Origin of the sequence: Pseudomonas sp. D1HM (assembly GCF_019266105.1) — a bacterium.
Classification (GTDB): Bacteria; Pseudomonadota; Gammaproteobacteria; order Pseudomonadales; family Pseudomonadaceae; genus Aquipseudomonas; species Aquipseudomonas taetrolens.
The window spans coordinates 12,621-38,293 of record NZ_LRMN01000014.1 but is presented as its reverse complement, the minus strand read 5'-3'; the positions used below and the strand labels follow the sequence as shown (position 1 = coordinate 38,293).

Genomic DNA, 25,673 nt, shown 5'->3' with positions numbered 1-25,673 from the left:
CCGCCCAAAGGAAACTCCATGAATCTGCCTCCACGCCAACAGCAGATCCTCGAACTCGTACGCGAACGCGGCTATGTCAGCATCGAGGAAATGGCTCAGTTGTTCGTCGTAACACCGCAGACCATCCGTCGCGATATCAACCTGTTGGCTGAAGCCGACCTGTTGCGTCGCTATCACGGTGGCGCGGCCTATGACTCCAGCGTTGAAAATACGGCCTACGCCATGCGGGCTGACCAGATGCGCGATGAAAAACGCCGTATTGGCGAAGCCATTGCCCTGCAAATTCCTGATCACGCCTCTATTTTCATCAACATCGGTACCACCACCGAATCGATTGCACGGGCATTGCTCAACCACAATCACCTGAAAATCATCACCAACAATCTGCATGTGGCATCGATCCTGAGCGCCAAGGACGATTTCGAAGTGCTGATAGCGGGGGGCAACGTACGTCGCGATGGCGGTATTGTGGGTCAGGCCAGTGTCGACTTCATCAACCAGTTCAAGTTCGACTTCGCCTTGGTAGGCATCAGCGGTATCGATTCCGACGGCAGCCTGCTGGACTTTGACTATCAAGAAGTACGCGTTTCTCAGGCCATCATCGCCAACGCCCGACAAGTCATACTTGCCGCTGACTCAAGTAAATTCGGGCGCAACGCAATGGTTCGCCTGGGGCCGATCAGCCTGATCGATTGCCTGGTGACCGACCAGCCGCCAGTCCCTGAACTGGCGCAATTGCTGGCCCAGAACAAGATTCGCCTCGAAGTGGTTTAAGCACCCGCCCCTGCTGCAGCTGTCAGCGACCGGGACAAAAGCACACAAAACTGCAGGGGCTGCTTCGCAACCTGGCGCGGCAGCAGTACCCTTACCCGCAGAATGTTCGTAAATCTTCCTTTAGTCACCTTTCGATGAGTTTTTTCAATCGCCCGAGGGTGGATACGCGCGTCTTTATGGGCTACTATTTTCGAAAATGAACATTAATGTTCGAATTCAAATATGCGCACAGACGCGAGGCCCCCTAAATGACCCTGAGCACCTTGCCTGCCACTCCCCTCGCTGAGGTCTACGACGTTGCCGTGATTGGTGGCGGAATTAATGGCGTCGGAATCGCGGCAGATGCTGCAGGTCGCGGGTTGTCGGTCTTCCTGTGCGAAAAGGATGATCTGGCCAGCCATACATCATCAGCCAGCAGCAAACTGATTCACGGCGGCCTGCGCTACCTTGAACATTATGAGTTCCGTCTTGTGCGCGAAGCATTGGCCGAGCGCGAAGTACTGCTGGCAAAAGCACCGCACATTGTTAAGCCCATGCGCTTTGTCTTGCCGCATCGCCCGCACCTGCGCCCCGCGTGGATGATCCGTGCCGGCCTGTTCCTGTATGACCACTTGGGCAAGCGCGAAAAACTGGCGGGCTCTACCAGCCTCAAATTTGGTGCAGACAGCCCGCTGAAGCCAGCGATCACCAAAGGCTTCGAGTACTCGGATTGCTGGGTCGATGACGCACGACTGGTGGTCCTCAATGCTATGGCTGCACGGGAAAAGGGCGCGCATGTTCACACCCAGACCCGCTGTATCGGTGCTCGTCGCAACAAGGGTTTGTGGGAATTGAACCTGGAGCGGGCAGACGGCAGCCTGTTCTCGATACGCAGCAAGGCACTGGTCAACGCTGCCGGGCCTTGGGTCGCCAAGTTCATCAAGGACGACCTGAAACTGGACTCCCCTTATGGCATCCGCTTGATTCAGGGCAGCCATTTGATCGTGCCTAAAATGTATGACGCGCCTAACGCGTTCATCCTGCAGAACGAAGATCAGCGGATCGTCTTCACTATTCCGTACATGGATCAGTTCACCATCATCGGCACCACGGACCGCGAATACATTGGCGATCCGGCCAAAGTCAGCATCACTGAAGAAGAGACCGACTACCTGCTGAACGTGGTCAACGCTCACTTCAAGCAGCAAATCAGTCGCAGCGACATCCTGCGGACTTATTCCGGTGTGCGCCCATTGTGCAATGACGAGTCCGACAACCCTTCAGCCGTAACCCGCGACTATACCCTTGCGCTGTCCGGCTCCCCGGGCGAGGCACCACTGCTGTCCGTATTTGGTGGCAAGCTGACGACCTACCGCAAGCTGGCCGAGTCAGCCCTGGCTGAACTGGCACCTTACTTCACTCAGATGAAACCCGGCTGGACGGCCAGTGCAGCCCTTCCGGGCGGTGAAGACATGACCACACCCCAGGCCTTGAGTGCCGCTCTGTGCCTACAGCACAGCTGGCTCGATGCGGCGATCGCCAAGCGCTGGGCCATCACCTACGGCAGCCGTTCATGGCGCTTGCTGGACGGCGTGAAAAGTCTCGATGACATGGGCGAGCACATCGGCAGCGGCCTTTATACCCGTGAAGTCGATTACCTGTGCAGCCAGGAATGGACCCTCGATGCCCAGGACATCCTCTGGCGCAGAACCAAGCTGGGCCTGTTTACTACCAAAGAAGAACAGGAGCATCTGGCGCAATACATGAGCACGCTGAACCTCATGCAGCGCAAAGTGCAAGCGGCTTAACCTCACCTCGGTATTGTTGCAGGAGCCCGCAATGCTGGCGGTTTCATTACCGCACAGCAGCAACGCTGCCCTTCCCCAGGGCAGCCCGGCGCCTGCAAACATTCTGTGACCCCGGTCACACTTCTTTTCATTCGGATTTCCGAACAGCTCAGGCCGCAGTGATTCGGCTTTCCGGGTTATTTCTCGCTGTGCGCCGTGCGCAAAATCACTTAATTCCCTTATAAATCAACGACCTGAATTTAAATACTGAAGCTGGCACGGCTCATGCTCTACACTCAGAGCCGAATGCTTAAACAGTGCGTTTAGCCTGTTAGGACATTTGAAGTACAAAAGGGCTCGTGAACGGGCTCAATAAAAAAAACAATGTCGAGGAAACACCGATGCGTATCGTTCCGCAACTGTTGGCCGCAGCTATTGCTGCAGCTCTGATTAGCACTCCAGTATTCGCCGCCGAACTGACCGGCACGCTGAAGAAAATCAAAGACTCCGGCACCATCACCCTTGGGCATCGTGACTCCTCCATTCCGTTCTCCTACATCGCTGATGCTTCCGGCAAGCCGGTTGGTTACTCCCATGATGTGCAGATGGCAATCGTCGACGGGCTGAAAAAGCAACTCGACATGCCCGACCTCAAGGTCAAGTACAACCTGGTCACCTCTCAAACCCGTATCCCGCTTGTGCAAAACGGCACAGTCGACGTTGAGTGTGGTTCCACCACCAACAACGTAGAGCGCCAGCAGCAAGTGGACTTCTCGGTCGGTATCTTCGAAATCGGCACCCGCCTGCTGTCCAAAAAGAACTCGCCTTACAAGGACTTCGCTGACCTCAAAGGCAAGAACGTTGTGACCACTGCAGGCACCACCTCCGAGCGCATCCTCAAGTCGATGAACGCCGACAAGCAGATGGGCATGAACGTGATCTCGGCCAAGGACCATGGCGAAGCGTTCAACATGCTTGAGTCGGGTCGCGCTGTCGCGTTCATGATGGACGACGCCCTGCTGGCCGGTGAGATGGCCAAGGCCAAGAAGCCGACTGACTGGGCAGTGACCGGTACACCTCAGTCGTTCGAAATCTACGGCTGCATGGTTCGCAAAGGTGACCCTGACTTCAAGAAGGCTGTGGATGACGCCATCGTTGCTTATTACAAGTCCGGCGAAATCAACAAGACCTACGACAAGTGGTTCCAGTCGCCTATCCCGCCTAAAGGCCTGAACCTGATGTTCCCTATGAGCGACGAGCTCAAGGCGCTGATCGCCAACCCGACCGACAAGGCGGCTGACGAAAAGCCGGCGGATGACAAGAAGGCCTGATACCCGGCACTTCTGGCCCCGGACGTGAATATCCACGTTCGGGAGCCTGACCATCTGCTGCACTGGCTTCTCATTGCACGAGTGAACACTCGAACCGCTGGTTGTCGAGCGGGTGACGTGTGCCCGACGCGCCTGTCGGGAGAGAAAGGATTCCCTGAAGCAAGTGTTTGTTTATAGACCCATCTGAGGGGGAGACCCTGCATGAATTACAACTGGGACTGGAGCGTGTTCTTCAAGTCCACCGGCGTAGGCAGCGAGACTTATCTCGACTGGTTTATCTCCGGCTTGGGCTGGACCATCGCGATCGCTGTCGTGGCCTGGATCGTTGCATTGTTGCTGGGTTCGCTGCTGGGCGTCATGCGCACCCTGCCGAACCGTCTGATTGCGGGCATCGCCACGGTTTATGTCGAAATCTTCCGTAACGTGCCGCTGCTGGTGCAACTGTTTATCTGGTACTTCCTGGTGCCCGATCTACTGCCGCAAAACCTGCAGGACTGGTACAAGCAAGACCTGAACCCGACCACCTCGGCGTACCTGAGCGTTGTCGTGTGCCTGGGACTGTTTACTGCCGCCCGTGTCTGCGAGCAAGTACGCACCGGGATTGAAGCACTGCCACGAGGCCAGGAATCCGCGGCCCGCGCAATGGGCTTCAGCCTGTCGCAGATTTACTGGAACGTGCTGCTGCCACAAGCTTACCGGATCATCATTCCACCCCTCACCTCTGAATTCCTGAACGTATTCAAGAACTCGTCCGTGGCCTCTCTGATCGGCTTGATGGAACTGCTGGCACAAACCAAACAGACGGCCGAGTTTTCCGCCAACCTGTTTGAAGCCTTCACCCTCGCCACGTTGATCTACTTCACCTTGAACATGAGCCTGATGTTGCTGATGCGCCTGATCGAGAAGAAAGTCGCAGTGCCCGGCCTGATGTCTCTGGGGGGCAAATAATGGACTTCTTCGATTTCAGCGGCATCGTTCCCGCCCTTCCGGGCCTGTGGAACGGCATGATCATGACCTTGAAGCTGATGGTCATGGGTGTTGTTGGCGGGGTGATACTCGGTACGATACTGGCCTTGATGCGTTTGTCGTCAAGTAAGCTTCTGGCCAATCTGGCCGGCGCTTATGTGAACTACTTCCGCTCTATCCCGTTACTGCTGGTGATTACCTGGTTTTACCTCGCGGTGCCGTTTGTACTGCGCTGGATCACCGGCGAAGACACCCCTATCGGTGCCTTTGAGTCGTGTCTGGTAGCCTTCGTCATGTTCGAAGCTGCTTACTTCTGCGAGATCGTACGGGCAGGTGTCCAGGCCATTTCCAAGGGTCAGATGAGCGCAGCCAAGGCCCTGGGCATGAGTTACGGCCAGGCCATGCGCCTGATCATCCTGCCGCAGGCATTTCGCAAAATGACGCCTTTGCTGTTACAGCAGAGCATCATTTTGTTCCAGGACACCTCGCTGGTTTATACCGTTGGCCTGGTGGACTTCCTCAATGCTTCGCGCTCCAGTGGCGACATCATCGGACGCTCCAACGAGTTCCTGATCTTCGCCGGTCTGGTGTATTTCATCATCAGCTTTTCCGCCTCGCTGCTGGTCAAGCGTCTGCAAAAAAGGTTTGCCGTATGATCTCGATCAAGAACATCAACAAGTGGTACGGGGACTTCCAGGTACTGACCGATTGCAGCACTGACGTCAAAAAAGGCGAAGTGGTTGTGGTCTGCGGGCCCTCGGGCTCGGGCAAGTCGACCCTGATCAAGTGTGTCAACGCCCTTGAGCCGTTCCAGAAAGGCGACATCGTGGTCGACGGCACATCGATCGCCGACCCGAAAACCAACCTGCCTAAACTTCGCTCACGTGTCGGCATGGTGTTTCAGCATTTCGAACTGTTCCCGCACATGACCATCACCGAAAACCTGACCATCGCCCAGGTCAAGGTACTCGGTCGCAGCAAGCAGGAAGCCACCAAAAAAGGCCTCGAGTTGCTGGAGCGCGTCGGTCTGTCGGCTCACGCCCACAAGCACCCGGGCCAGCTTTCGGGCGGGCAGCAGCAACGTGTGGCCATTGCCCGTGCGCTGGCGATGGACCCGATCGTCATGCTGTTTGACGAACCGACCTCGGCACTCGACCCGGAAATGGTTAACGAAGTACTGGATGTGATGGTGCAACTCGCCCATGAAGGCATGACCATGATGTGTGTAACCCACGAAATGGGTTTTGCACGCAAGGTCGCCAACCGGGTGATTTTCATGGACCAAGGGAAAATCGTCGAAGACTGTGAAAAAGAAGAGTTCTTCGGCGACGTGAGCGCCCGCTCGGAGCGCGCACAGAACTTCCTCTCCAAGATCCTGCAGCACTAAGGCGCAACACCTGTAGCCGCTGCCGCAGGCTGCGACAAGGCCCGAAGGGGCTCCGCTTTCAAGAAAGCAGGGCTGCTACGCGGCCCGTCGCAGCCCGTGACAGTGACTACAGGGTTCGCAAGATCCTTATCGCGCAGTGGTTGACCCAAGGCATCTGTGATGAAATGCGACCCCACTCTTTATCGCGGTGCCCCGCCCTCACTTGCCGTGAAACCTCGTCTGCTTCGTCACTTTCTGCTGCCGCCGCTGATCATTCTGTTGACGATCGGCCTGGGTTACGCGGGCTATCGCATCAGCGAGCACTTCAGTATTCGCAGCCTCAGCGAAAACGGCGAACGCCAGCTGGAACTGCACGCGCGTACCGTTGAAAGCGAACTGAGCAAATACACGTACCTGCCCAGCCTGCTTGAGCTGGAATCCAGCGTGTCCCATTTACTGGCAGACCCGAACGCTTCAAACCGGGTCACCGTCAATCAATACCTCGAAGGCCTCAATCGACGCAGCCGCAGCCGAGCGATCTATGTGCTCGATACCACCGGTCGCGTAGTAGCCACCAGCAACTGGCGCGATTCCGACAGTTATCTGGGCGAGGATCTGTCGTTCCGCGCTTACTTTCAAGATGCCATCCGCGGTCAGCCCGGACGATTCTATGGCATTGGCAGCACGTCCGGCGAGCCGGGCTATTACCTGGCCCACGGCCTCGAAGAACAAGGCAAGATCATTGGTGTCGCCGTGATCAAAGTACGCCTCGAAGCACTGGAAGAACGCTGGCAGCGTGCCCGCCTCGAAGCCTATGTCAGCGACGAAAACGGCATCATCATTCTCTCCAGTGATCCGTCCCGGCGACTCAAGGCCGTACGCCCGCTGAGCGCCGAAACCAAAGAGCAACTGGCCCGCAGCCTGCAATATTACTGGTGGCCGCTCAATGAGCTGGAGCCGCTGAACCGCGAGCACCTGTCCGAAGGCGTCGAAAAGGTTACGTTTGCCGTCAACAGCGAAGTCATTACCGACCAGCAGCAAGTCAGCTATCTGGCGCAAACCCGCAACCTCAATGACACCCCTTGGGACATCACCCTGCTCACACCGTTACAAGACCTGCGCCGCGAAGCGATCAACCAGGGCATGCTGGTGGCGGTTGCATTCGGCTTGCTGGCGTTTCTGCTGATTGCCTGGAATGAGCGACGCAAAGTCATTGCGACCCGGCTTGCCGCACGTGAAGCGCTGCAAGAAGCCAACAACCAGCTGGAACGCAAGATCGCCGAACGCACCACCCATCTGCGCGCCAGCAACGAGCGCCTGAAGGGCCAGATTCGCGAACGTCGCCTGGCCGAAGACACCCTGCGCCACGCCCAGGATGAACTGGTACAGGCTGGCAAGCTGGCGGCCATCGGTCAGATGTCGACCAGCATTGCCCACGAGCTGAATCAGCCACTGGCCGCGCTACGCACGCTGTCCGGCAACACGGTGCGCTTTCTGGAACGCGGAGACCTGAAGGTGGCGGCGCAGAACCTCAGCACCATCAACAACCTGGTGGATCGCATGGGCCGTATCACCGCCAACCTGCGCTCGTTTGCCCGACGCGGTGATGATCAGGGCCAGGCCAGTCTGGTTAAAGCGGTCGACGCCGCCCTGCAGCTGCTCACCGGTCGCCTGGAAGAATCTTCGGTTGAATTACAGCGCGATGTTCAGGATGTCGCGCTCAAGATCGATCAGACTCGCCTGGAACAAATCCTGGTCAATCTGATTGGCAACGCACTGGATGCCATGCAAGGTCAGCCAAGCCCTCCCCGACTCTGGCTCGAAGGCGAGCTCAGCGAAGACAAATACCGTTTGCACGTGCGCGATAATGGTCCCGGCATTGCCCCCGAGGCACGCAAGCATTTGTTTGAACCCTTCTTCACCACCAAACCCGGCGAACAAGGCCTGGGACTTGGCTTGACCCTTTCGGCAAGCCTGGCCGCCGCCGCTGGCGGCAACCTCAGCGTCGAGTTCCCGGCAGCCGGTGGCGCTACATTTGTCCTCTTATTACCGCTGGTGCAACCCGCTAAGGCTGAACCGTTATGAACAACGAGCTGACCGTCCTGATAGTCGAAGACGACCCCCATGTCCTGCTCGGATGCCAACAGGCGCTGGCACTGGAAGACATTCACAGCGAAGGTGTGAGCAGTGCCGAACAGGCACTCGCGCTGGTCGGTGACAACTTTGCCGGTATTGTGATCAGCGATATTCGCTTGCCGGGAATCGACGGGCTGGAGCTACTCAAGCGACTCAAGGCCCGTGACCGCAGCTTGCCGGTGGTACTGATTACCGGGCATGGCGATATTTCGATGGCCGTGGGCGCCATGCGCGATGGCGCGTATGATTTTATGGAAAAACCGTTCTCTCCCGAGCGCCTGGTAGATGTCGCCCGCCGTGCCCTGGAGCAACGCAGCCTCGCACGCGAAGTGTGGTCGTTACGCCGGCAATTGGCCGAGCGGGACTCCCTGGAAGGCCGGATCATTGGCCGCTCGCCCGCCATGCAACAGTTGCGCGAACTGATTGCCAATGTGGCCGACACATCAGCCAACGTGCTGATTGAAGGCGAAACCGGCACCGGCAAAGAGCTGGTCGCCCGCTGCCTGCATGATTTCAGCCGCCGTCAGCCGCAGCAGTTTGTCGCACTCAACTGTGGCGGCTTGCCGGAAAACCTGTTTGAAAGCGAGATATTCGGCCACGAGGCCAATGCTTTCACCGGTGCCGGAAAACGCCGTATCGGCAAAATAGAACACGCCGATGGCGGTACGCTGTTTCTCGACGAAGTCGAAAGCATGCCCCTCAACCTGCAGATCAAATTGCTGCGAGTGCTGCAAGAGCGCACCCTCGAACGGCTGGGTTCCAACCAGAGCATCGATATCGATTGCCGGGTCATTGCAGCCACCAAGTCCGACCTCGATCAACTGAGCAAGGCCAGCCAGTTCCGCAGCGACCTGTATTACCGCCTGAATGTGGTCACTCTTGAACTACCGCCCTTGCGTGAACGCCGCGAAGACATCCTGCAGCTGTTCGAGTACTTCCTCCAGCAATCCTCCCTGCGCTTTGACCGCACCGCGCCGGAACTGGACAACCAGACCCTGTCGAACCTGATGAGCCATGACTGGCCTGGCAACGTGCGTGAGCTGCGCAACGTGGCAGAACGCTTCGCCCTGGGGTTGCCGGCGTTTAAAAAACCGGGCAGTAACGCGGCTCAGGGCCTGGGCTTTTCGGAGGCGGTTGAGGCTTTCGAGCGTAATCTGCTCAATGATGCCTTGCAGCGCAGCGGTGGCAACCTGACCCAGGCCAGTCAAGAACTGGGCATGGCCAAGACCACTCTGTTCGACAAAGTCAAAAAGTACGGTCTGGCTCACTAAGCGAGGAATGTGTGGATCTGATTCTCAAAGCGACTCTGGGCGCTGCCGTCGTGATCATTCTGGCGATGCTGGCAAAGACCAAAAACTATTACATCGCCGGACTGGTGCCGCTGTTCCCGACCTTTGCCCTGATTGCGCATTACATCGTCGGTAAGGGCCGTTCGCTGGATGACCTGAAAACCACCATCGTTTTCGGCATGTGGTCGATCATTCCCTATTTCATCTACCTGGCCGCGCTCTATGTCCTGGTCGATCGCATGCGCCTTGAGCTGTCATTGGCCCTGGCTGCAGTGGCCTGGCTGATAGCCGCCACCCTCCTGGTCAGCGTATGGGTGCGGTTGCACTGAGCCTTGGCACCCATGTAGCCGCTGACGAGGCTGCGTTCGGCGGCGAAGCCGTCGCAAATCCAGGTTCTTCGGTGTACCTGGTGGATCGAGGGCTCAGGGTTGACGGCCGCTTCGCGCCCGATCGCAGCCTCGTGCCTCGTCAGCGGCTACAGACCGCGCGCTATCTCCGGGTCAGTGTGTGAGTGCATAAAAAGCGCCCTCCTCAGCCCTCGGCTAGCCACGTCACCTATGTAGCCGCTGACGAGGAACGAGGCTGCGTTCGGCGGCGAAGCCGTCGCAAAATCAGGTTCTTCGGTGTACCTGGTGGATCGAGGGATCAGGGTTGACGGCCGCTTCGCGCCCGATCGCAGCCTCGTCCATCGTCAGCGGCTACAGAAGGATCAACGTACGTCTTACGCCGCTTGCGCCCTCAACTGGCGTGCGGCGGCGACCATGTTGATCAGCGCGGCTTCAGTCTCGGCCCAGGCACGGGTTTTGAGGCCGCAGTCCGGGTTGACCCACAAGCGCTCGGATGAAATGCGCTGCGCCGCCTTGCTCAGCAGTTTGACCATCTCGGCCGTGTCCGGTACTCGTGGTGAGTGGATGTCATACACGCCCGGGCCGATATCGTTCGGATAGTCGAACGCTTCAAACGCCTCCAGCAGTTCCATGTCCGAACGCGAGGTTTCAATGGTTATGACGTCCGCGTCCATCTCGGCGATCGACTGGATGACATCATTGAACTCGCTGTAGCACATGTGAGTATGAATCTGGGTCTCATCAGCCACACCTGAAGCGCACAAACGGAAAGCTTCCACAGCCCAGTCCAGGTAGTCCTGCCACTGCGCACGACGCAGAGGCAGGCCCTCACGAAAAGCCGCTTCGTCGATCTGGACAATTTTGATCCCGGCTTTTTCCAGATCGACCACTTCATCGCGAATCGCCAGCGCCAACTGCTGCGCCTGGACCTTTCGCGAAATATCTTCGCGGGGGAACGACCACATCAACATGGTCACAGGGCCGGTCAGCATGCCTTTCATCACTTTGTCGGTCAGGCCCTGCGCATACTTGATCCATTCAACAGTCATGGCTTTGGGACGGCTCACATCGCCAAAAATAATCGCCGGCTTTACGCAGCGCGAACCATAGCTCTGAACCCAGCCGTATTGGGTAAATACGTAGCCCTCCAGTTGCTCGGCAAAGTACTCCACCATGTCGTTACGCTCGGCTTCACCATGCACCAGCACATCCAGCCCCAAACGCTCCTGAATCTGCACGGCCTGGCGGATTTCGCTGTGCATGGCAGCGGTGTAGTCATTGACCGATAGCGTGCCTTGCTTCCAGGACTGACGCGCCAGACGAATGGACGCAGTTTGCGGGAACGAACCAATAGTGGTGGTCGGGAATGCGGGCAGATTTAAACGCTCACGCTGAACCTCGATACGTGCTGCAAACGGTGAGTGGCGCTGGCTGTCCGCTTCGGTGATTGCATCAATTCGGGCTTGAACTGCCGGTTTGTGGATCCGCGCCGAACCCTCACGGCTTTGATGCACGGCCTGACTTTCAGCCAGGGCCTGTTGCACCGCGGGCGCCTGCGGAATGTTCAGCGCATCACGCAAGACTGCAATTTCACTGCATTTTTGCCGGGCAAAAGCCAGCCAGCTTTTAAGCTCGGGATCCAGACCGGCTTCACGCTCCAGATCGACCGGGCTGTGCAGCAGCGAGCACGAACCGGCCACCCACAGGTTATCGCCAAAACGCTCCTCGGCTTCTTGCAATTGCGCCAGCGCGTTTTCCAGATCGCAGCGCCATACGTTGCGACCATTGACCAGCCCCAGCGACAGGACTTTATAAGTCGGCAGTCGATCCAGAATTGCATGCAACTGATCCGGGGCACGCACCAGATCAACGTGCAAGCCTTCCACCGGCAGGCCAACAGCCAGGCCGAGGTTATCTTCCAGACCGCTGAAGTACGTGGCTACCAACTTCTTCAGCGGCGAATACTGAAGGATGTGATAGGCGCGTTCGAACGCGTTTTTCCAGGCCTGTGGCAAATCCAGCGACAGAATCGGCTCGTCGATCTGTACCCATTCCACGCCCTGTTCGGCCAATCGGGACAGGATGTCGCCGTACACCGGCAGCAAATCTTCCAGCAGCTCAAGTTTGTCGAACGCGTTGCCCTTGGCCTTCCCCAGCCACAGGTACGTCAGCGGGCCGATGATCACCGGTTTGATGTTATGACCCAACGCACGGGCCTCAGCGACTTCCTCGAACAATTCGAACCAGCTCAACTCAAAACGCTGGTCGGCACTGAACTCCGGGACAAGGTAGTGGTAGTTGGTGTCGAACCATTTGGTCAGCTCCTGGGCATGTTGAGCAGTGTGCTCAGCGCCGCAGCAGCGCTGATTGGCGCCACGGGCCATACCGAACAAGGTGTCCAGGGTTGGACGGCGCTGAGGGTCAAGGGTGCCGGCAAAGCGTTCAGGGATCACACCGAATGTGAGTGAGTGCGCCAGGACCTGGTCATACCAGGCAAAGTCACCTACCGGCAGCAAATCAATACCGGCGTCCTTTTGCATCTGCCAGTTTGCGGCCCGCAGTTCGCGTCCTGCATTTTGCAGAGCGGCTTGGTCGATATCACCTTTCCAGTAAGCTTCGAGTGCTTTTTTCAGTTCACGATCAGCACCGATACGTGGAAAACCAAGATTGTGGGCCAGGGCCATGACGACATTCCTTCGGGTAAGTAATGGCGTAATTATCGACAGCCGAAGCAACATGAGACAAACTCAACGTTTTCGTGTTGAACATCAAATTTACTCATGGAGCCACCGTGCTGGAAATTCGTCATCTCAAAACCCTGCACGCATTACGCGAATCCGACAGCCTGGTCGAAGCCGCTGAACGCCTTCACCTGACCCAATCAGCGTTATCACATCAGTTCAAAGAGCTGGAAGAGCGCATGGGCATGCCGCTGTTTGTCCGCAAAACCAAGCCCGTACGCTTCACCAGTGGCGGCTTGCGCCTGTTGCAACTGGCCGATGCCATGTTACCGCTGCTGCGTGGTGCCGAACGCGACATCGCACGCTTGGTTGGCGGTACGGCCGGGCGTCTGCACATGGCCATTGAATGCCACAGCTGTTTCCAATGGCTGATGCCGACGATCGACCAGTTCCGCGATGCCTGGCCTGAAGTCGAACTGGACCTGGCGTCGGGTTTCGCCTTCGCCCCGCTACCGGCATTGGCCCGGGGCGATCTGGACTTGGTGGTCACTTCTGACCCGCAAGAAATTGCCGGGCTGACGTATGTACCGCTGTTTACCTATGAAGCCATGCTGGCAGTGGCCAACCAGCATCCACTGGCCAGCAAGCCGTTTATCGTGCCCGAAGACCTGAGCACCGAAATTCTCATCACCTATCCGGTAGAACGCGATCGGCTCGACATTTTCACCCGTTTCCTGGAGCCCGCCGACATTGAACCAGCACAAGTCAGAACCTCAGAATTGACGGTGATGATGATGCAACTCGTGGCCAGCGGCCGTGGTGTATGCGGGATGCCGCACTGGGCACTGCATGAATACAGCTCACGGGGTTATGTGAGAGCCAAGCGCCTCGGCGAAAAAGGTCTGTTCGCCACCCTGTACGCCGCTGTACGGGCCGACATGCTGGACGCACCGTACATGCGCGACTTCTTGCTGACGGCAAAAGATACGTCGTTCTCGACGCTGGATGGGGTAAGTGCGGTGCGTTAAACGTCTCGCAGGCCCGCTCAGTATTGGAGCAAGGCAGTTTTTGGAGACGGTTCTGAGGGACGAGGGCTGCGTAGCGGATCGCAGCCCTCGTCACTCGCCAACGGCTGCAGAACGCCGACTTTCAGACCTCCTCAGAATCCCGCAGGCAAGCCCCTCTCAACCAATCGCCGCATATGGACGCGGTCGAAATAGTCTTCTCCTACCCGGATCGCGCAGTCCTCGAGCCCAGACTGTTCAAAGCCGCAACGCCGGTACAGCGCCAGTGCGGCTTTACTGCCGGCGCTGACGGTCAGCTCGATCACCTTGATCTCGGGCTCTTCCTCCGCCAATGACACCACCGCCTGTATCAGGTGTTCGCCCAGCGCATGCCCGCGAAAGGCCTGCGGCACATATAAACCAAACAAGGTGGCCTTATGCTGGGCTTCGTCCCAGGGCTCGAAGGCCAAACCGACGATGCCCGCCAATTGGTCATCGATAAAAGCGCCAAAAATGGCACTCAACTCATCCTCCAGCTGCGCCTCCCACCAGCTCAGCGGCAACTTTTCACGATGGGCGATGGTTGAAACAAACGCTTCAGGATGCAGCGCATAGGCCTCCAGCATCAGCTGGCGATAGGCCCTGGCGTGCGCGGGGTCAAGCAGTTCTATAGCCATTACGGGTCCAGGTTATACGGTTCTACGTTGTTCCAACATCAGTTTGACCGCCAGAGCCCCCAGCACGAAGCCCATGACATAGCGCTGCAGCATCAGCCAGAGCGGGTTACGCACAAACCACACGGCGATGCCCGAGGCAAACAGAGCGATCAGCAGGTTTACGGTAAAACTGACGCTGATTTGGGTCAGGCCCAACAGGATACTTTGGGTAAACATCGAGCCGTAGTCCGGATTGATGAATTGCGGAAATACAGACAGGTAAAACACCGCGACCTTGGGATTCAACACGCTGGTCATAAAGCCCATCAGCACCAGTTTCGATGAGGAGTCCGGCGCCAGCTCCTGCGCTTCAAACGGCGAACGAGCGCCTGGCTTCAGCGCTTGCCAGGCCATCCACAACAGGTACAACGCCCCGGCCCACTTCAGCACCTCATAAGCCATCGGAACAGCCAGAAATACCGCGGTCAAACCGGCCGCAGCAGCGAACATATGCACAAAGAAGCCGCCCACAACCCCGATCAAGGACGTAACTCCCGCTTTGCGGCCCTGGCAGATTGAGCGCGAAATCAGATAAATCATATTCGGTCCCGGCGTCAAAACCATCAGCAGGCAGGCGGCAGCAAAAATCAGCAGTTCATGAACAGGCATCATGGGCAGTCCTTGTCAGGTGAGGGATCAGACAGCGGTCAACACAACATCACGATAAAACGGCAGGATCACTTCGCGGGTCAAAGGCGCCAGTTGCAAACCTCCATCACCGTTCGGATCGATCCATTGCACTTCTTCAATTTCCGCAGCGGGAGCCACGACTTGATCGATATGCAGCAGAAACACCTCTGCCTGCACCTCATATCCCGGCTCATTGACCGCAGGCGCTGAGAAGTGGCCCAGATACGTCGCCTTCGCAGGATCGATTACCAGCGCCAGCTCTTCTTCAAGCTCCCGGACCAGAGCCATGACAGGTTGTTCGTGGGCTTCGATTTTACCGCCGGGCTGCATGAACGCCTCGGTCCCGCGCTTGCGCACCAGCAAGGTACGGCCATCCGGGCCGATCAAAACAGCAGCAGCAATACGAATGATACGAGGCGTTGGGGCGGTGCAGATGTCTGAAGAAGTCACGTGAGTCGGCCAGCAGCAGAGAAAGAGCGTAAAGCATCACACGCCCCGACCACGTCGCAAAGACACAGATCACGTCTCAGGTCGAAGCCTCTGTATGGAAATCGCCCAGCCACGCCGATCGGGTGACAGGCAAGCAATGAAGGGCTCTATCACGACTTTCGTCGGGATGCTGCATCGAACGAAATCCCGTTCAATGGTTAATCTGATTTACGATGGCGCTTGCCTGAAGCGTGGCAATCACCTCCCTCCGGGAAAACCTCCAGTGCAAAGAGAGGTTCCTGGCCACTGCGAGTTATCGCACTCGCTGTGCGCGATCCCCGCAGGCACAACAGCCTGACGGAACAGATAAGCCTGAAACAGGAAACCGTATGAGCCTGTCATTGTTAAGCCGTTATGCGTTTTTTGCCTTTTGTGTGGTGTTCACCCTTGCCAGCCTGCCATTCATGCACCACGAATGGCTATGGCCTTTTACCGCCGTGACTCTGGCGCTGAGCCTGCTCGGTATTTTCGACCTGATGCAAGGCCCGCACGCGGTGCGTCGCAACTACCCGATTCTGGGCAATATTCGTTACCTGGTAGAAGCCATCCGCCCGGAGATCCGCCAGTACCTGCTGGAATCAGACAGCGATGCACTGCCCTTCTCACGTGCTCAGCGTTCGTTGGTGTATTCGCGTGCCAAAAACCAAACCGCTGACAAACCGTTTGGCACCCTGATTGACGTGTACCAGCCCGGATTCGAGTTTATCGGCCACTCCATGCGCCCGGCACCACTGACCGACCCGAGCAGCTTTCGGGTCGTGGTGGGTGGCCCGCAGTGTACCCAGCCTTATTGCGCATCGATCTTTAATATCTCGGCCATGAGTTTTGGCTCACTGAGTGCAAATGCCATTCGTGCCCTCAATCAGGGGGCAAAACTCGGCAACTTTGCCCATGACACGGGCGAAGGCAGCATCAGCGCCTACCATCGCGAAAACGGCGGTGATCTGACCTGGGAACTGGGGAGCGGCTACTTTGGTTGCCGCACCGCCGATGGCCGTTTCGATCCGCAACGGTTTGCCGAGCAAGCCCGTACCCCGCAAGTCCGGATGATCGAAATCAAAATGAGTCAGGGTGCAAAGCCCGGGCATGGCGGTATTTTGCCCAAACACAAAGTGACCCCGGAAATCGCCGAAACCCGCGGCATACCGATGGGTGAAGACTGTATTTCACCCTCGCGCCACAGTGCATTTTCGACACCGATCGAGCTGATGCAGTTTATTGCCCAACTCCGGGAGTTGTCGGGCGGCAAACCGGTAGGCTTCAAGTTTTGCCTGGGCCACCCTTGGGAGTTCATGGGCATTGCCAAGGCCATGCTGGAAACCGGTATCCTTCCGGACTTTATCGTGATCGACGGCAAGGAAGGCGGCACGGGTGCCGCGCCTGTCGAGTTCACCGACCACATTGGCGCACCGATGCGCGAAGGCCTGCTATTTGTCCACAACACCCTGGTCGGCCTGAACCTGCGAGACAAGATCAAGCTCGGGGCGAGCGGCAAGATTGTCAGTGCCTTCGACATCGCCAGCGTGCTGGCCATTGGCGCCGACTGGGCCAACTCGGCCCGGGGCTTCATGTTCGCCATCGGCTGCATCCAGTCGCAAAGCTGTCATACCAACAAGTGCCCGACCGGCGTGGCAACCCAGGATCCATTGCGCCAACGCGCCCTGGTCGTGCCGGACAAAGCCCAGCGTGTGTTCCAGTTCCATAACAATACGCTCAAGGCCTTGGCCGAGATGCTCGCGGCAGCAGGCCTGGAACACCCGGCCCAACTCAAGGCCAAGCACCTGGTGCGAAGAATGTCGGCCACCGAAATCAAACTGTTCTCGCAATTGCATGTGTTCCTCAAGCCAGGCGAGCTGCTGACCGGCGAAGTCAACGGTGAGTTTTATTCGCGTATGTGGCAAATGGCGCGGGCAGACAGTTTTGAGGCGAATGAAATCGTCGCGGCTTGAGACATTCTGCAATACCAGACCTTTGCAATTGCCCCGTAATACCTTCACCCTGCGCGCCGCCGATGTGCGGCGCGCAACCTCCGCTGCAGCTGCCGGTCTTCATTAAACCTTTGTTCGAGTACTCGCCGTCATGCTTAACGGACGCGACCAACGCATCGACTTTTTCCGAGGTCTGGCGCTGATCTTTATTTTTTGGGACCACATCCCGCATAACCCGTTGGCCGAGTTGACTGTACGTAATTTCGGATTCAGCGATGCTGCGGAGATTTTTGTATTTCTGGCCGGCTATGCCGCCGTTCTGGCCTACGGAAAAATTGCCCGCCGCGACGGTTACCTCATTGCCAGTGTGAAAATCCTGCGTCGCGCCTGGGTGCTGTATGTAGTGCATATCTTCTTGCTGGCGGTGCTGATGGGCATCGTGTTCTTTGCCAACAGCCATGTCGAAACCCGCGATCTGGTGCAGGAAATGGGCTTGCAGTACTTCTTGAGCAACCCGCAACAGGCACTGACCGACGAACTGCTGCTGCGCTTCAAACCTAACCTGATGGACCCCCTGCCCCTGTATATCCTGCTGTTGCTGGGCTTGCCGCTGGTGCTGCCAATGCTGCTGCGCAAGGCGCGCTACGTGGTCATGGCGTCATTCGCTGTCTATTGCCTGGCCCCGAGCTGGAACCTCGCTGCGCAAGAAGGGGGCGTCTGGTTTTTCAACCCGATGGCCTGGCAATTCCTGTTTGTGCTCGGCGGTGCGGCGGCGATGTATGGGCAACAGCCCAACATCACGTCACCGCGACCGTTATCGCATCAGCCCGTATTTATCGGCGCGCTGCTTTACCTGTTGATCACCGGGCTGGTTGCGCTCTCGTGGCGCTGGCCACAGGTCCACGACGCATGGATGCCGCTTTGGCTGGGTGAATACCTTTACCCCATCAGCAAAACCAATCTGTCGCCGGTCCGCCTGCTGCACTTTCTGGCACTGGCTTACGTCGTTGCCAAATGTGTACCCCACAGTGAATGGCTCAATACCTGGTGTGCCCGCCAGTCCTGCCGCATGGGTCGCTACTCTCTGGAGGTGTTCTGCCTTGGGGTGATTTTGGCGCCCTTGGCGGACATGCTGAATGCACTGGGGGGAGACACGCTGGTCATCAAACTGTTCAGCGCACTCACAGGCGTTGGAGTCATGGCCGCACTGGCAATGTGGCTCGACTGGAACAAGCGTCTGGGGAAAGCCCTCTAGGCACACCGGACTCGGCCAAGGCTGCCATATGTTCCTTTGGGGCATGTGGCAACACACCGCAACTTCTATATGAAAAGCCCACTAAAACGGCACTAACTATCTATATAAAACGTTCAAAAAACTTATAACTGGCGCCCTGCTCGCATCGACTCTTTCATCTTTTTTACGCGCTCCCTTGTGCCTAGACTCGAACGATCTCTAGCACTATGGACATGCGACCATGAGCGTTATTCTTCATAACGAACTTCCCCCTGCCCCACCTTTAGAAAAAGTCGGCCTGCATTACGACGTGCTCGCAAAAAAAGTCGCCCCCCTGCTTGAACAGGGTGCTGCGATCTTTCTCGAGCACCTCCCGGGTCATACTCAACTTATTCCACCCTGGTATGAAACAACCCGTACACAGCGCCTGAAGCTTCATTATCACCTGATGCTCAATCAACGTTCCCTCACTGAAGTCAGTGCGGTACTGGACAAGGTGGGAACTGTCGAAGCCTTTGCCAGCCGTACACTGGAGCCGGCAATGCAGGCCCGCTGGCACTACACGCCGGACGTGCACAAGAACGTATTCGTGCGCACCACACATGAGCCTGCCCCTGTAGAAGGTGGCTGGATCTACATTGCAGACGCCAATATCGACGATTTCATACGCATCCAGCGGTATCCCGACAGCCTGGACGTCACGAAAACCGAGACCCAAACCCTGCTGCAAGCCGCCCTGCACAACTTTGAACAGCGCGATACCGTCAAAGGTGCCTTCGAGCCGGGGTCAGGACTGCTGAAAAGCAGGTCATCCACTGCGCCAGACAATGTATTGCCAATCCCCCCTGAACATTTCGCTGCGTTCGTCCGTAACCTGAACATTGGCGAGCAGTACCAGCAACACCTTGAGGGTATCTTTTTCCCGAGCGACAGCCTTGAAAAAGCCACACTTGAGCAAACCTTTATCCAGCAAGAGCGGCATTCATTATTGCTTCAGGCCGATATTGCCTATTTAAAAAAAGATATCAGCGAAGCCGTTCATACCTGTTTAATAAACTTCGGCTCCCGACCCGGCACATTGACACTCAATGGCCAGCCCTTCATCTATGAACACCTCGAACTTGACCGTACAGGTTTGAATACCGTTATTGCCTTTCATGCGAGCGATCTGTCCATTGACCCTCGCTGTATTCTTTATATTCCCGGCGACCCCGTCAGTTGCCTTAAAGAATACGCCAACAAAGGCGAAGCCCATCGTGACCTGCTGAACAAGTTAAGTGACAAGGGTTACCGTGGCTTCTTTATTCACCTGACCGCGCAACGGTACTCGCTGCAGTTGCTCAAACGCCTGAATGCCCGTTTCGAGCATGGCACGCATGATCCCCTGCGCTTCGACGAAGTTCAGCCCGCACAAGAGTTCTTCCGTTACATGTATGAAGCCAGGGTCGAAAAGCTGTTCGATGACGCCCGCTTCATCGCCGTCCCCACTGCACAGACAGACCGTGTATCGCTGATTGAGCGCCTTGAGCATTACGTCGAAACAGGCATGACGGTCTTGAATGTCGCTGCGTTCTTCGTGCCCGGTCTCGGTGAAGCGATGATGGCGGTGTTTGCAGCCCAACTGTTGACCGATACGTTCCATGGCATCGAAGCCTGGGAGCAAGACGAAAAAAAACAGGCCTGGTCGTATACCCAAAGCGTGCTGCTGAACATTGTGATCGCGGCCGGGATCGGCAAAGTCGCATCGGCCCTGGGAAAGGCCCCGGAGATTATCCCTTCAGCGCTGGTAGAAGAACTGGATGCCGTGCAAATGCCCGGGGGGGAAACCCGGCTTTGGAAGCCCGACCTCGCCCCCTTCGAACACGATATCAGCCTCCCGCCCGACTTGAGGCCCGATGAACAGGGTTTACTGCAGCATGAGGGCCATACTTACCTGCCACTGGAAAACAAACTCTATCGCGTGCAAATGAGTAGCGATGGCCAATACCGCCTGATGCACCCGACCGATCCTGATGCTTACCGGCCGCTGCTGTCACACAACGGCCAGGGCGCCTGGAAAAATGAAACCGAGTCGCTCTCGGAGTGGGACCGGGCCACGCTGGTCAGGCGGCTGGAGCCTTCGTTTGCCGGTTTGAGCGATGAACAGGCCGAGGATCTGTTACGTATCAACCAGATTGAAGAACCCGTTCTACGTCAGTTGTATATCGATGGTTTGCCCCCGCCAGCGTTGCTGCAAGACACTATCGACCGCTTCCATATTGATCAGGAACTGCGCTTTTTCATCCGGCAAATGCGCGCAGGCGAACTTAATGCCGATCCGCAAACCCAGCTACAACTACTGACCCAGGAAGACATGTGGCCCGCCACCAAAGTACTGCGTTTTATCGGTGAAGACGGGCATGCAGTGGCCGAATATGGCAATCGCCAGGTGTCACGCGTCCCGGTCGTGCAAGTGCTGGATGTGCAGTTGCGTGAAGGCAACTTGCTCAAAACCGTCCTTGAGGTACTGGACGAGTCTGAAGTCAGCGCGCTGCTGGGTCACACACCGGTGAATCTGGAAGTACGAACCGAAGCCCTGCGAATGAGGATTGTGCAAAGTGCCGAGCAGCACTTCGACAAGCTCTTTACCTCCCGCTATCAATCGTTGCAAAACCGGCACACACCGCTGCAAGGCTTGCTCACCAAAGCGTTTCCGGCGCTACCGGTATGTGCCGCGCAAGAACTGATCAATGCCGCCCGCAGTGCAGAGTATTGGCAGTTACTCGATGCCGGGCAGATCCCTCTTCGGTTGGCCGAGGAGGCCAGCCTCTATCTGGAAGAGCTGCGGCTGAGCCACGCTTACGAAGGCGCACGCTTCAACACTGTGCACAATCCTGATACGCAAAAGCTGATTTTGCACAGCCTTGAGCACATGCCCGGCTGGTCGGACCAGATCACTCTGGAAGTGCGTGAACACTCATTGCACGGGCCCATCATTGATCGCGTAGGCGCCCCTGAAGCGCTCATTCGAAAGATACTGGTCAAAGAGGGGGATCGCTACCAGACCTTCAGCGACCTCGAAGAACACTTGCATGGCAGCGATGATCTGTATGCCTCAGTGTTGCATGCGCTCCCGGATGAACAGCGCAACGCACTGGGGTTCCCGCATACCTGGCAAGGCCCGGCCTTGAAAGAGGCACTGGCACAGCAACCGCTCATGCCGCGCAGGGCGCTCAGGGCCCTGCTGAAAATGCCACCCGAGCGCGATGCCAGCTCCCCCATGAAGCTGGCAAAAGGCCGCGAAGGCTACCCGCGTCCAGAGGTCGGCACCGTGCGGTGCCGACGTTCGCCCCTCGCCTGTTTTGGCCGGCCGCCCAGAAAAATCCTGCGCCTGATGGAAGAGCTGTATCCCAGCCACACACCCGACGTCGTACAAGATTTCCTGGGGCTTGACAACCTCACCGGGAGGGCGGCGCTGACCCGCCTCGAAAATCTCAAGGACGAGTTCAGCAAGCTCTGCAAATCCCTTGATGCGTGGGTCGCCGAACCTCCCGACTGGATTTCAGTGAGTGAGCACCATATTCGTCATGTCCGGGTCGAAGACAAAAGACGCGTGGCGCTTGCCATCAAGCGCTGCTGGCAACGCCTGACCCGACGAATCCGACTGGCCGACGGAACAGAACTGGGCCATGAACTGAAGATCGATGGCATCAGCGTAGGCCAACTGCCTGCCCTGACGGCTGACTTCAGCCATGTCAGCTCATTGCAGTTTAAAAATCTGTATCTGGGAAACGACTTCAACCTCTTCCTGGAGCACTTCCCCAGCTTGCGCTGGCTTAATCTTGAATCCGCCGGGCTCGAGCAACTCCCCGTTGCGATCGGCAACATGCCCCATTTGACCAAGCTCTACCTGAGCGGTAACCGGATCGCCCTGACCCCTGATACCGCCCGGGTAATCAGCCGCATGAGCACACTCAAGATCCTTGAGCTCAATGATAATCCGCTCGGCGTGGTGCCTGACTTTACCGCCCTGACCGACCTGCGCTTGCTCAGGCTGCGCAACACCCGGATAAACCACTGGCCGCAAGGCATTGAAACCCTGCCCGAACTGCACACCGTAGACTTGCGAGAAAACCGGATAAGTACCTTGCCGGACGCTTACTTCCAAATGAGCGCCAGCCGGATCGACAACCTTTTACTGCACGACAATCCCTTGACCAACGACATGCAGCGAGAGGTGGACAGCTTGCGCGAGCGGCTCGGATCGCACAGCGTGGCGCGAACCCATGCCCCCGAGTCAAATGACCCGGTCAATCTCTGGCTAAGAGACGAATCAGCGCCAGCCGCACTGGACCAGAAAAAAGCACTCTGGCACAAACTGGTGGCGGAGCCCGACAGCGCGGCCTTCTTTGGTGTCATCAAGGATCTGGTTATCTCGCCCGGTTACCATCAGGCGCGCTCCGTGCTTGCTGGCCGGGTGTGGCGAGTGCTCGAGGCCGCTGGCGAAGACACGGGACTGCGCGAGCAGTTGTTCGCTGCCGCCGTCGAGAATGAAACCTGCGTGGACTGCGCAACAACGGTTTTCAGCCGGATGGGCTTCAAAGTGCTGTTGCATGAAGCCGCCCGACTGGAAGGCAGCGCCAAAGAGCTGGAAATCCTCAAACTGATGAAAGGCCACCTGCGCCTGCTGCAGCTCAATGACATCGCGCAAACACAAATCGCCCTGCAACAGGCGCGCTATCAACGAGCCATCGCGGATCAGTTACCCTCAGCCGAAATTGGCAGGCTCAAGCCTGACCCGCTCGAAGTGCAGTTGATCTATCAAGTCGATTTGGCCGATCGCCTGGAACTCCCCTGGCAGCCAACGCACATGCAATTTCGTGAAGCCGCCAAGATAAGGCCAGAGCAAATCGAGGAGGCCTATCGCATTGTCATCAACCAGGAGAACAAGCCCGGCTATCTGGTGAACGAGCTGCTCAAACAGGGTGTGTGGGTCGACCATCTGGAGGCGGCACACGGCGAATGGATAAAATCCGAAAACGTGCGCCTGGATCAACAGTTTGAAGACCTTGAAAACCTGCGTGAAAAACAGGCCTTATGGGCAGACAGCACACCCGGTGAGGTCCGCTCGCAGCTGGAAGCCGACTTGAAAGCATTGGCGTTGAAACTGGAGATTGCCGAGGCCAAAGTCTTCACGGGCGAACCCATGACAGACGCCACCTACAACGAGCAACTGCTGAACATCGATCTTCTGAAGAAAGACATACTCAGACACCTCACCCGGCAAGCACTGGATGCGGCTGCCGGGTGATGCTCTAGCGGTGTTGAACGCCCCCCCAGCCAATAAGGGGGGCGAGTTCAATCAATTAGCCGATGAAACACCAGGCGACTGGGTTTTAGGGGACAGCTTGAAGACATAGAACAGCACAGTGAGCAGCACCAGAAATGCCGGGCCCACGTACAGGGCGATTCGCGTTTCTTCAAAGTAGGCCATCAGCCCGATGACCACTGCCAGAAACGCCAGCGCCACGTAAGAGCTGAACGGATATAGCCACATGCGATAGCTCAGGCCGGCAGCTTCTTCGCGACTCAGGCTACGACGGAACTTCAACTGCGCCAGCAGAATCATGGTCCAGGTCCAGACCGCTCCGAAAGTGGCAATGGCAGTCACCCAGACAAACACTTTTTCGGGCGCCAGATAGTTGAGTAATACACCCAGCAACAAGGCACCGATCGAAAGCAGCAACGCCTGACGAGGCACGCCGTTTTTCGAGGTAGTGGCAAAGTTGGCAGGTGCCTGGCCATTTTGCGCCAGGCTATAAAGCATGCGCCCCGTGCTAAAAATACCGCCGTTGCAGGACGACAGTGCAGCCGTAATCACCACAAAGTTGATGATCCCTGCTGCGGTCTTGATACCCAGGCGCTCAAAGGTCATAACGAATGGGCTGCCTTGCGTGCCAATCTCGTTCCACGGGTAGATGGACAGAATTACAAACAATGCCCCCACGTAAAACAGCAGGATCCGCCAGAACACCGAGCCAATGGCACTCGGAATGGTCTTTTGCGGATTCTTGGCTTCACCGGCAGTCAGGCCGATCATCTCGACACCCAAGTACGCGAACATCACCATTTGCAGGGACATCAACACACCCTGAATACCATTGGGCATGAAGCCGCCGTGGGCCCAGAGGTTGGAAATACCCAGCGCAACCCCATCATTACCAAAGCCGAAGGCAATGATGCCAATGCCGCCGATGACCATTGCAATGATGGTGACGATTTTGATCAACGCAAACCAGAACTCAAACTCACCGAATGCCTTGACTGCGATCAGGTTGATCGAGCCCATGCTCACCAGTGCAGCCAGCGCCCAGATCCAGCGCGGTACATCGGGGAACCAGACCCCCATGTACACCGCGACCGCAGTGATTTCTGCGACACAGGTCACCAGCCACAGGAACCAATAGTTCCAGCCCGTTAAAAAGCCCGCCAGCGGGCCGAGATAATCTTGTGCGTAGCGACCAAAAGATCCGGCTACCGGATTGTGCACGGCCATTTCGCCCAGTGCGCGCATGATCACCAGAATGGCCAGGCCGCCGATGATGTAAGACAGCATGATGGCCGGACCGGCCATTTCAATGGCCTTGGCCGAGCCCAGAAACAAGCCCACGCCGATGCAGGCGCCTAGCGCCATCAGGCGGATATGGCGTTCGCCAAGTTCGCGTTTGAGAGGACCGCCTTCCACGGTTTCACCATGTGACGGGTGGTTGCCGACTGGCATAAATATACAACCTCATATTGTTATTGGGTGTACATCAGCAGGGCGCTCTATCAAGCCTGGCAGGTCACCTGGCGCACCTGATGATCGGACCTGGCCTTGTAGGCCAACCGACCAAAAGGGAAATGCCCTACTGAGATCGGCGGCGAGTATTGCACAGGGTTGATGCGCAGTCATTCCCCTACCTACGGCGAATTTACCTAGTCAAACAGCTCTATTCCTACACTTTCAGGCTGACATCCGGTTGTTCGCCCCATGA

The 25,673-nt window shown here is 57.2% G+C and carries 18 protein-coding genes; 13 read left to right on the top strand and 5 right to left on the bottom strand.

The genetic code is table 11. The features are described 5' to 3' along the window. Positions 1 to 18 precede the first annotated feature (18 nt). The 9 genes from AWM69_RS14460 (at position 19) to AWM69_RS14420 (ending at position 9,957) form a co-directional block, all read left to right on the top strand. Positions 19 to 774 (top strand): DeoR family transcriptional regulator, encoded by a 756-nt coding sequence (locus AWM69_RS14460; protein WP_131652303.1) that lies wholly within the window; start codon positions 19 to 21, stop codon positions 772 to 774. Positions 775 to 1,022: 248 nt separating this feature from the next. Further along, entirely contained in the window at positions 1,023 to 2,561 is a 1,539-nt protein-coding gene (gene glpD, locus AWM69_RS14455) for a glycerol-3-phosphate dehydrogenase (RefSeq protein ID WP_131652302.1), read from the top strand. A gap of 380 nt (positions 2,562 to 2,941) precedes the next feature. Further along, the gene (locus AWM69_RS14450; RefSeq protein WP_131652301.1) at positions 2,942 to 3,871 is read left to right on the top strand and encodes a glutamate/aspartate ABC transporter substrate-binding protein; all 930 of its coding nucleotides are present in this window, start codon (positions 2,942 to 2,944) and stop codon (positions 3,869 to 3,871) included. 201 nt (positions 3,872 to 4,072) lie between these two features. Continuing rightward, positions 4,073 to 4,819 carry an amino acid ABC transporter permease gene (locus tag AWM69_RS14445; protein WP_048378043.1) on the top strand — a complete coding sequence of 249 codons (747 nt, stop codon included), beginning with the start codon at positions 4,073 to 4,075 and terminating at the stop codon, positions 4,817 to 4,819. After that, on the top strand, positions 4,819 to 5,493 hold the full coding sequence (locus AWM69_RS14440; protein ID WP_131652300.1) for an ABC transporter permease subunit: 675 nt from the start codon (positions 4,819 to 4,821) through the stop codon (positions 5,491 to 5,493). The genes AWM69_RS14445 and AWM69_RS14440 overlap by 1 nt, the downstream gene beginning before the upstream one ends. Continuing rightward, entirely contained in the window at positions 5,490 to 6,224 is a 735-nt protein-coding gene (locus AWM69_RS14435) for an amino acid ABC transporter ATP-binding protein (protein WP_048378045.1), read from the top strand. Before AWM69_RS14440 ends, AWM69_RS14435 begins: the two co-directional genes overlap by 4 nt. Positions 6,225 to 6,383: 159 nt before the next feature. Then, positions 6,384 to 8,288 carry an ATP-binding protein gene (locus AWM69_RS14430; protein ID WP_218727310.1) on the top strand — a complete coding sequence of 635 codons (1,905 nt, stop codon included), beginning with the start codon at positions 6,384 to 6,386 and terminating at the stop codon, positions 8,286 to 8,288. Beyond that, positions 8,285 to 9,610 (top strand): sigma-54 dependent transcriptional regulator, encoded by a 1,326-nt coding sequence (locus AWM69_RS14425; protein WP_131652298.1) that lies wholly within the window; start codon positions 8,285 to 8,287, stop codon positions 9,608 to 9,610. Before AWM69_RS14430 ends, AWM69_RS14425 begins: the two co-directional genes overlap by 4 nt. A 20-nt stretch (positions 9,611 to 9,630) precedes the next feature. Then, positions 9,631 to 9,957: a GlpM family protein gene (locus tag AWM69_RS14420; protein WP_218727464.1), complete on the top strand. Its 327-nt coding sequence runs from the start codon at positions 9,631 to 9,633 to the stop codon at positions 9,955 to 9,957. 392 nt (positions 9,958 to 10,349) lie between these two features. Here AWM69_RS14420 and metE read toward each other — a convergent pair whose 3' ends face one another. Next, on the bottom strand, positions 10,350 to 12,659 hold the full coding sequence (metE, locus tag AWM69_RS14415; protein WP_218727308.1) for a 5-methyltetrahydropteroyltriglutamate--homocysteine S-methyltransferase: 2,310 nt from the start codon (positions 12,657 to 12,659) through the stop codon (positions 10,350 to 10,352). A 107-nt stretch (positions 12,660 to 12,766) separates the two neighbouring features. Here metE and metR point away from each other — a divergent pair, with 107 nt between their 5' ends. Then, positions 12,767 to 13,684: a transcriptional regulator MetR gene (metR, locus tag AWM69_RS14410; RefSeq protein WP_048378050.1), complete on the top strand. Its 918-nt coding sequence runs from the start codon at positions 12,767 to 12,769 to the stop codon at positions 13,682 to 13,684. 131 nt (positions 13,685 to 13,815) lie between these two features. Here the strand turns inward: metR and AWM69_RS14405 are convergent, their stop codons facing one another. The 3 genes from AWM69_RS14405 to AWM69_RS14395 are packed head-to-tail and all read right to left on the bottom strand — an operon-like array spanning position 13,816 to position 15,456. After that, the gene (locus tag AWM69_RS14405) at positions 13,816 to 14,337 is read right to left on the bottom strand and encodes a GNAT family N-acetyltransferase (RefSeq protein ID WP_218727306.1); all 522 of its coding nucleotides are present in this window, start codon (positions 14,335 to 14,337) and stop codon (positions 13,816 to 13,818) included. A 12-nt stretch (positions 14,338 to 14,349) separates the two neighbouring features. Then, positions 14,350 to 14,988, bottom strand: coding sequence for a LysE family translocator (locus AWM69_RS14400; RefSeq protein WP_218727304.1), 639 nt, complete (start codon positions 14,986 to 14,988; stop codon positions 14,350 to 14,352). A gap of 24 nt (positions 14,989 to 15,012) precedes the next feature. Continuing rightward, a complete protein-coding gene (locus AWM69_RS14395; protein WP_218727302.1) occupies positions 15,013 to 15,456 on the bottom strand; it encodes an NUDIX domain-containing protein in 444 nt (147 codons plus the stop codon). Between the two features lie 368 nt (positions 15,457 to 15,824). Between AWM69_RS14395 and AWM69_RS14390 the strand changes: the two genes are divergently transcribed. From AWM69_RS14390 to AWM69_RS14380, 3 genes are all read left to right on the top strand, one after another. After that, positions 15,825 to 17,444 (top strand): FMN-binding glutamate synthase family protein, encoded by a 1,620-nt coding sequence (locus AWM69_RS14390; protein WP_218727300.1) that lies wholly within the window; start codon positions 15,825 to 15,827, stop codon positions 17,442 to 17,444. Between the two features lie 130 nt (positions 17,445 to 17,574). Further along, positions 17,575 to 18,678, top strand: a complete 1,104-nt coding sequence (locus tag AWM69_RS14385) for an OpgC family protein (RefSeq protein WP_218727299.1) — start codon at positions 17,575 to 17,577, stop codon at positions 18,676 to 18,678. A 220-nt stretch (positions 18,679 to 18,898) separates the two neighbouring features. Further along, positions 18,899 to 23,947: an NEL-type E3 ubiquitin ligase domain-containing protein gene (locus AWM69_RS14380; protein ID WP_218727297.1), complete on the top strand. Its 5,049-nt coding sequence runs from the start codon at positions 18,899 to 18,901 to the stop codon at positions 23,945 to 23,947. Between the two features lie 51 nt (positions 23,948 to 23,998). Here the strand turns inward: AWM69_RS14380 and AWM69_RS14375 are convergent, their stop codons facing one another. After that, positions 23,999 to 25,417 (bottom strand): amino acid permease, encoded by a 1,419-nt coding sequence (locus AWM69_RS14375; protein WP_048378057.1) that lies wholly within the window; start codon positions 25,415 to 25,417, stop codon positions 23,999 to 24,001. Between the last annotated feature and the right edge of the window lie 256 nt (positions 25,418 to 25,673).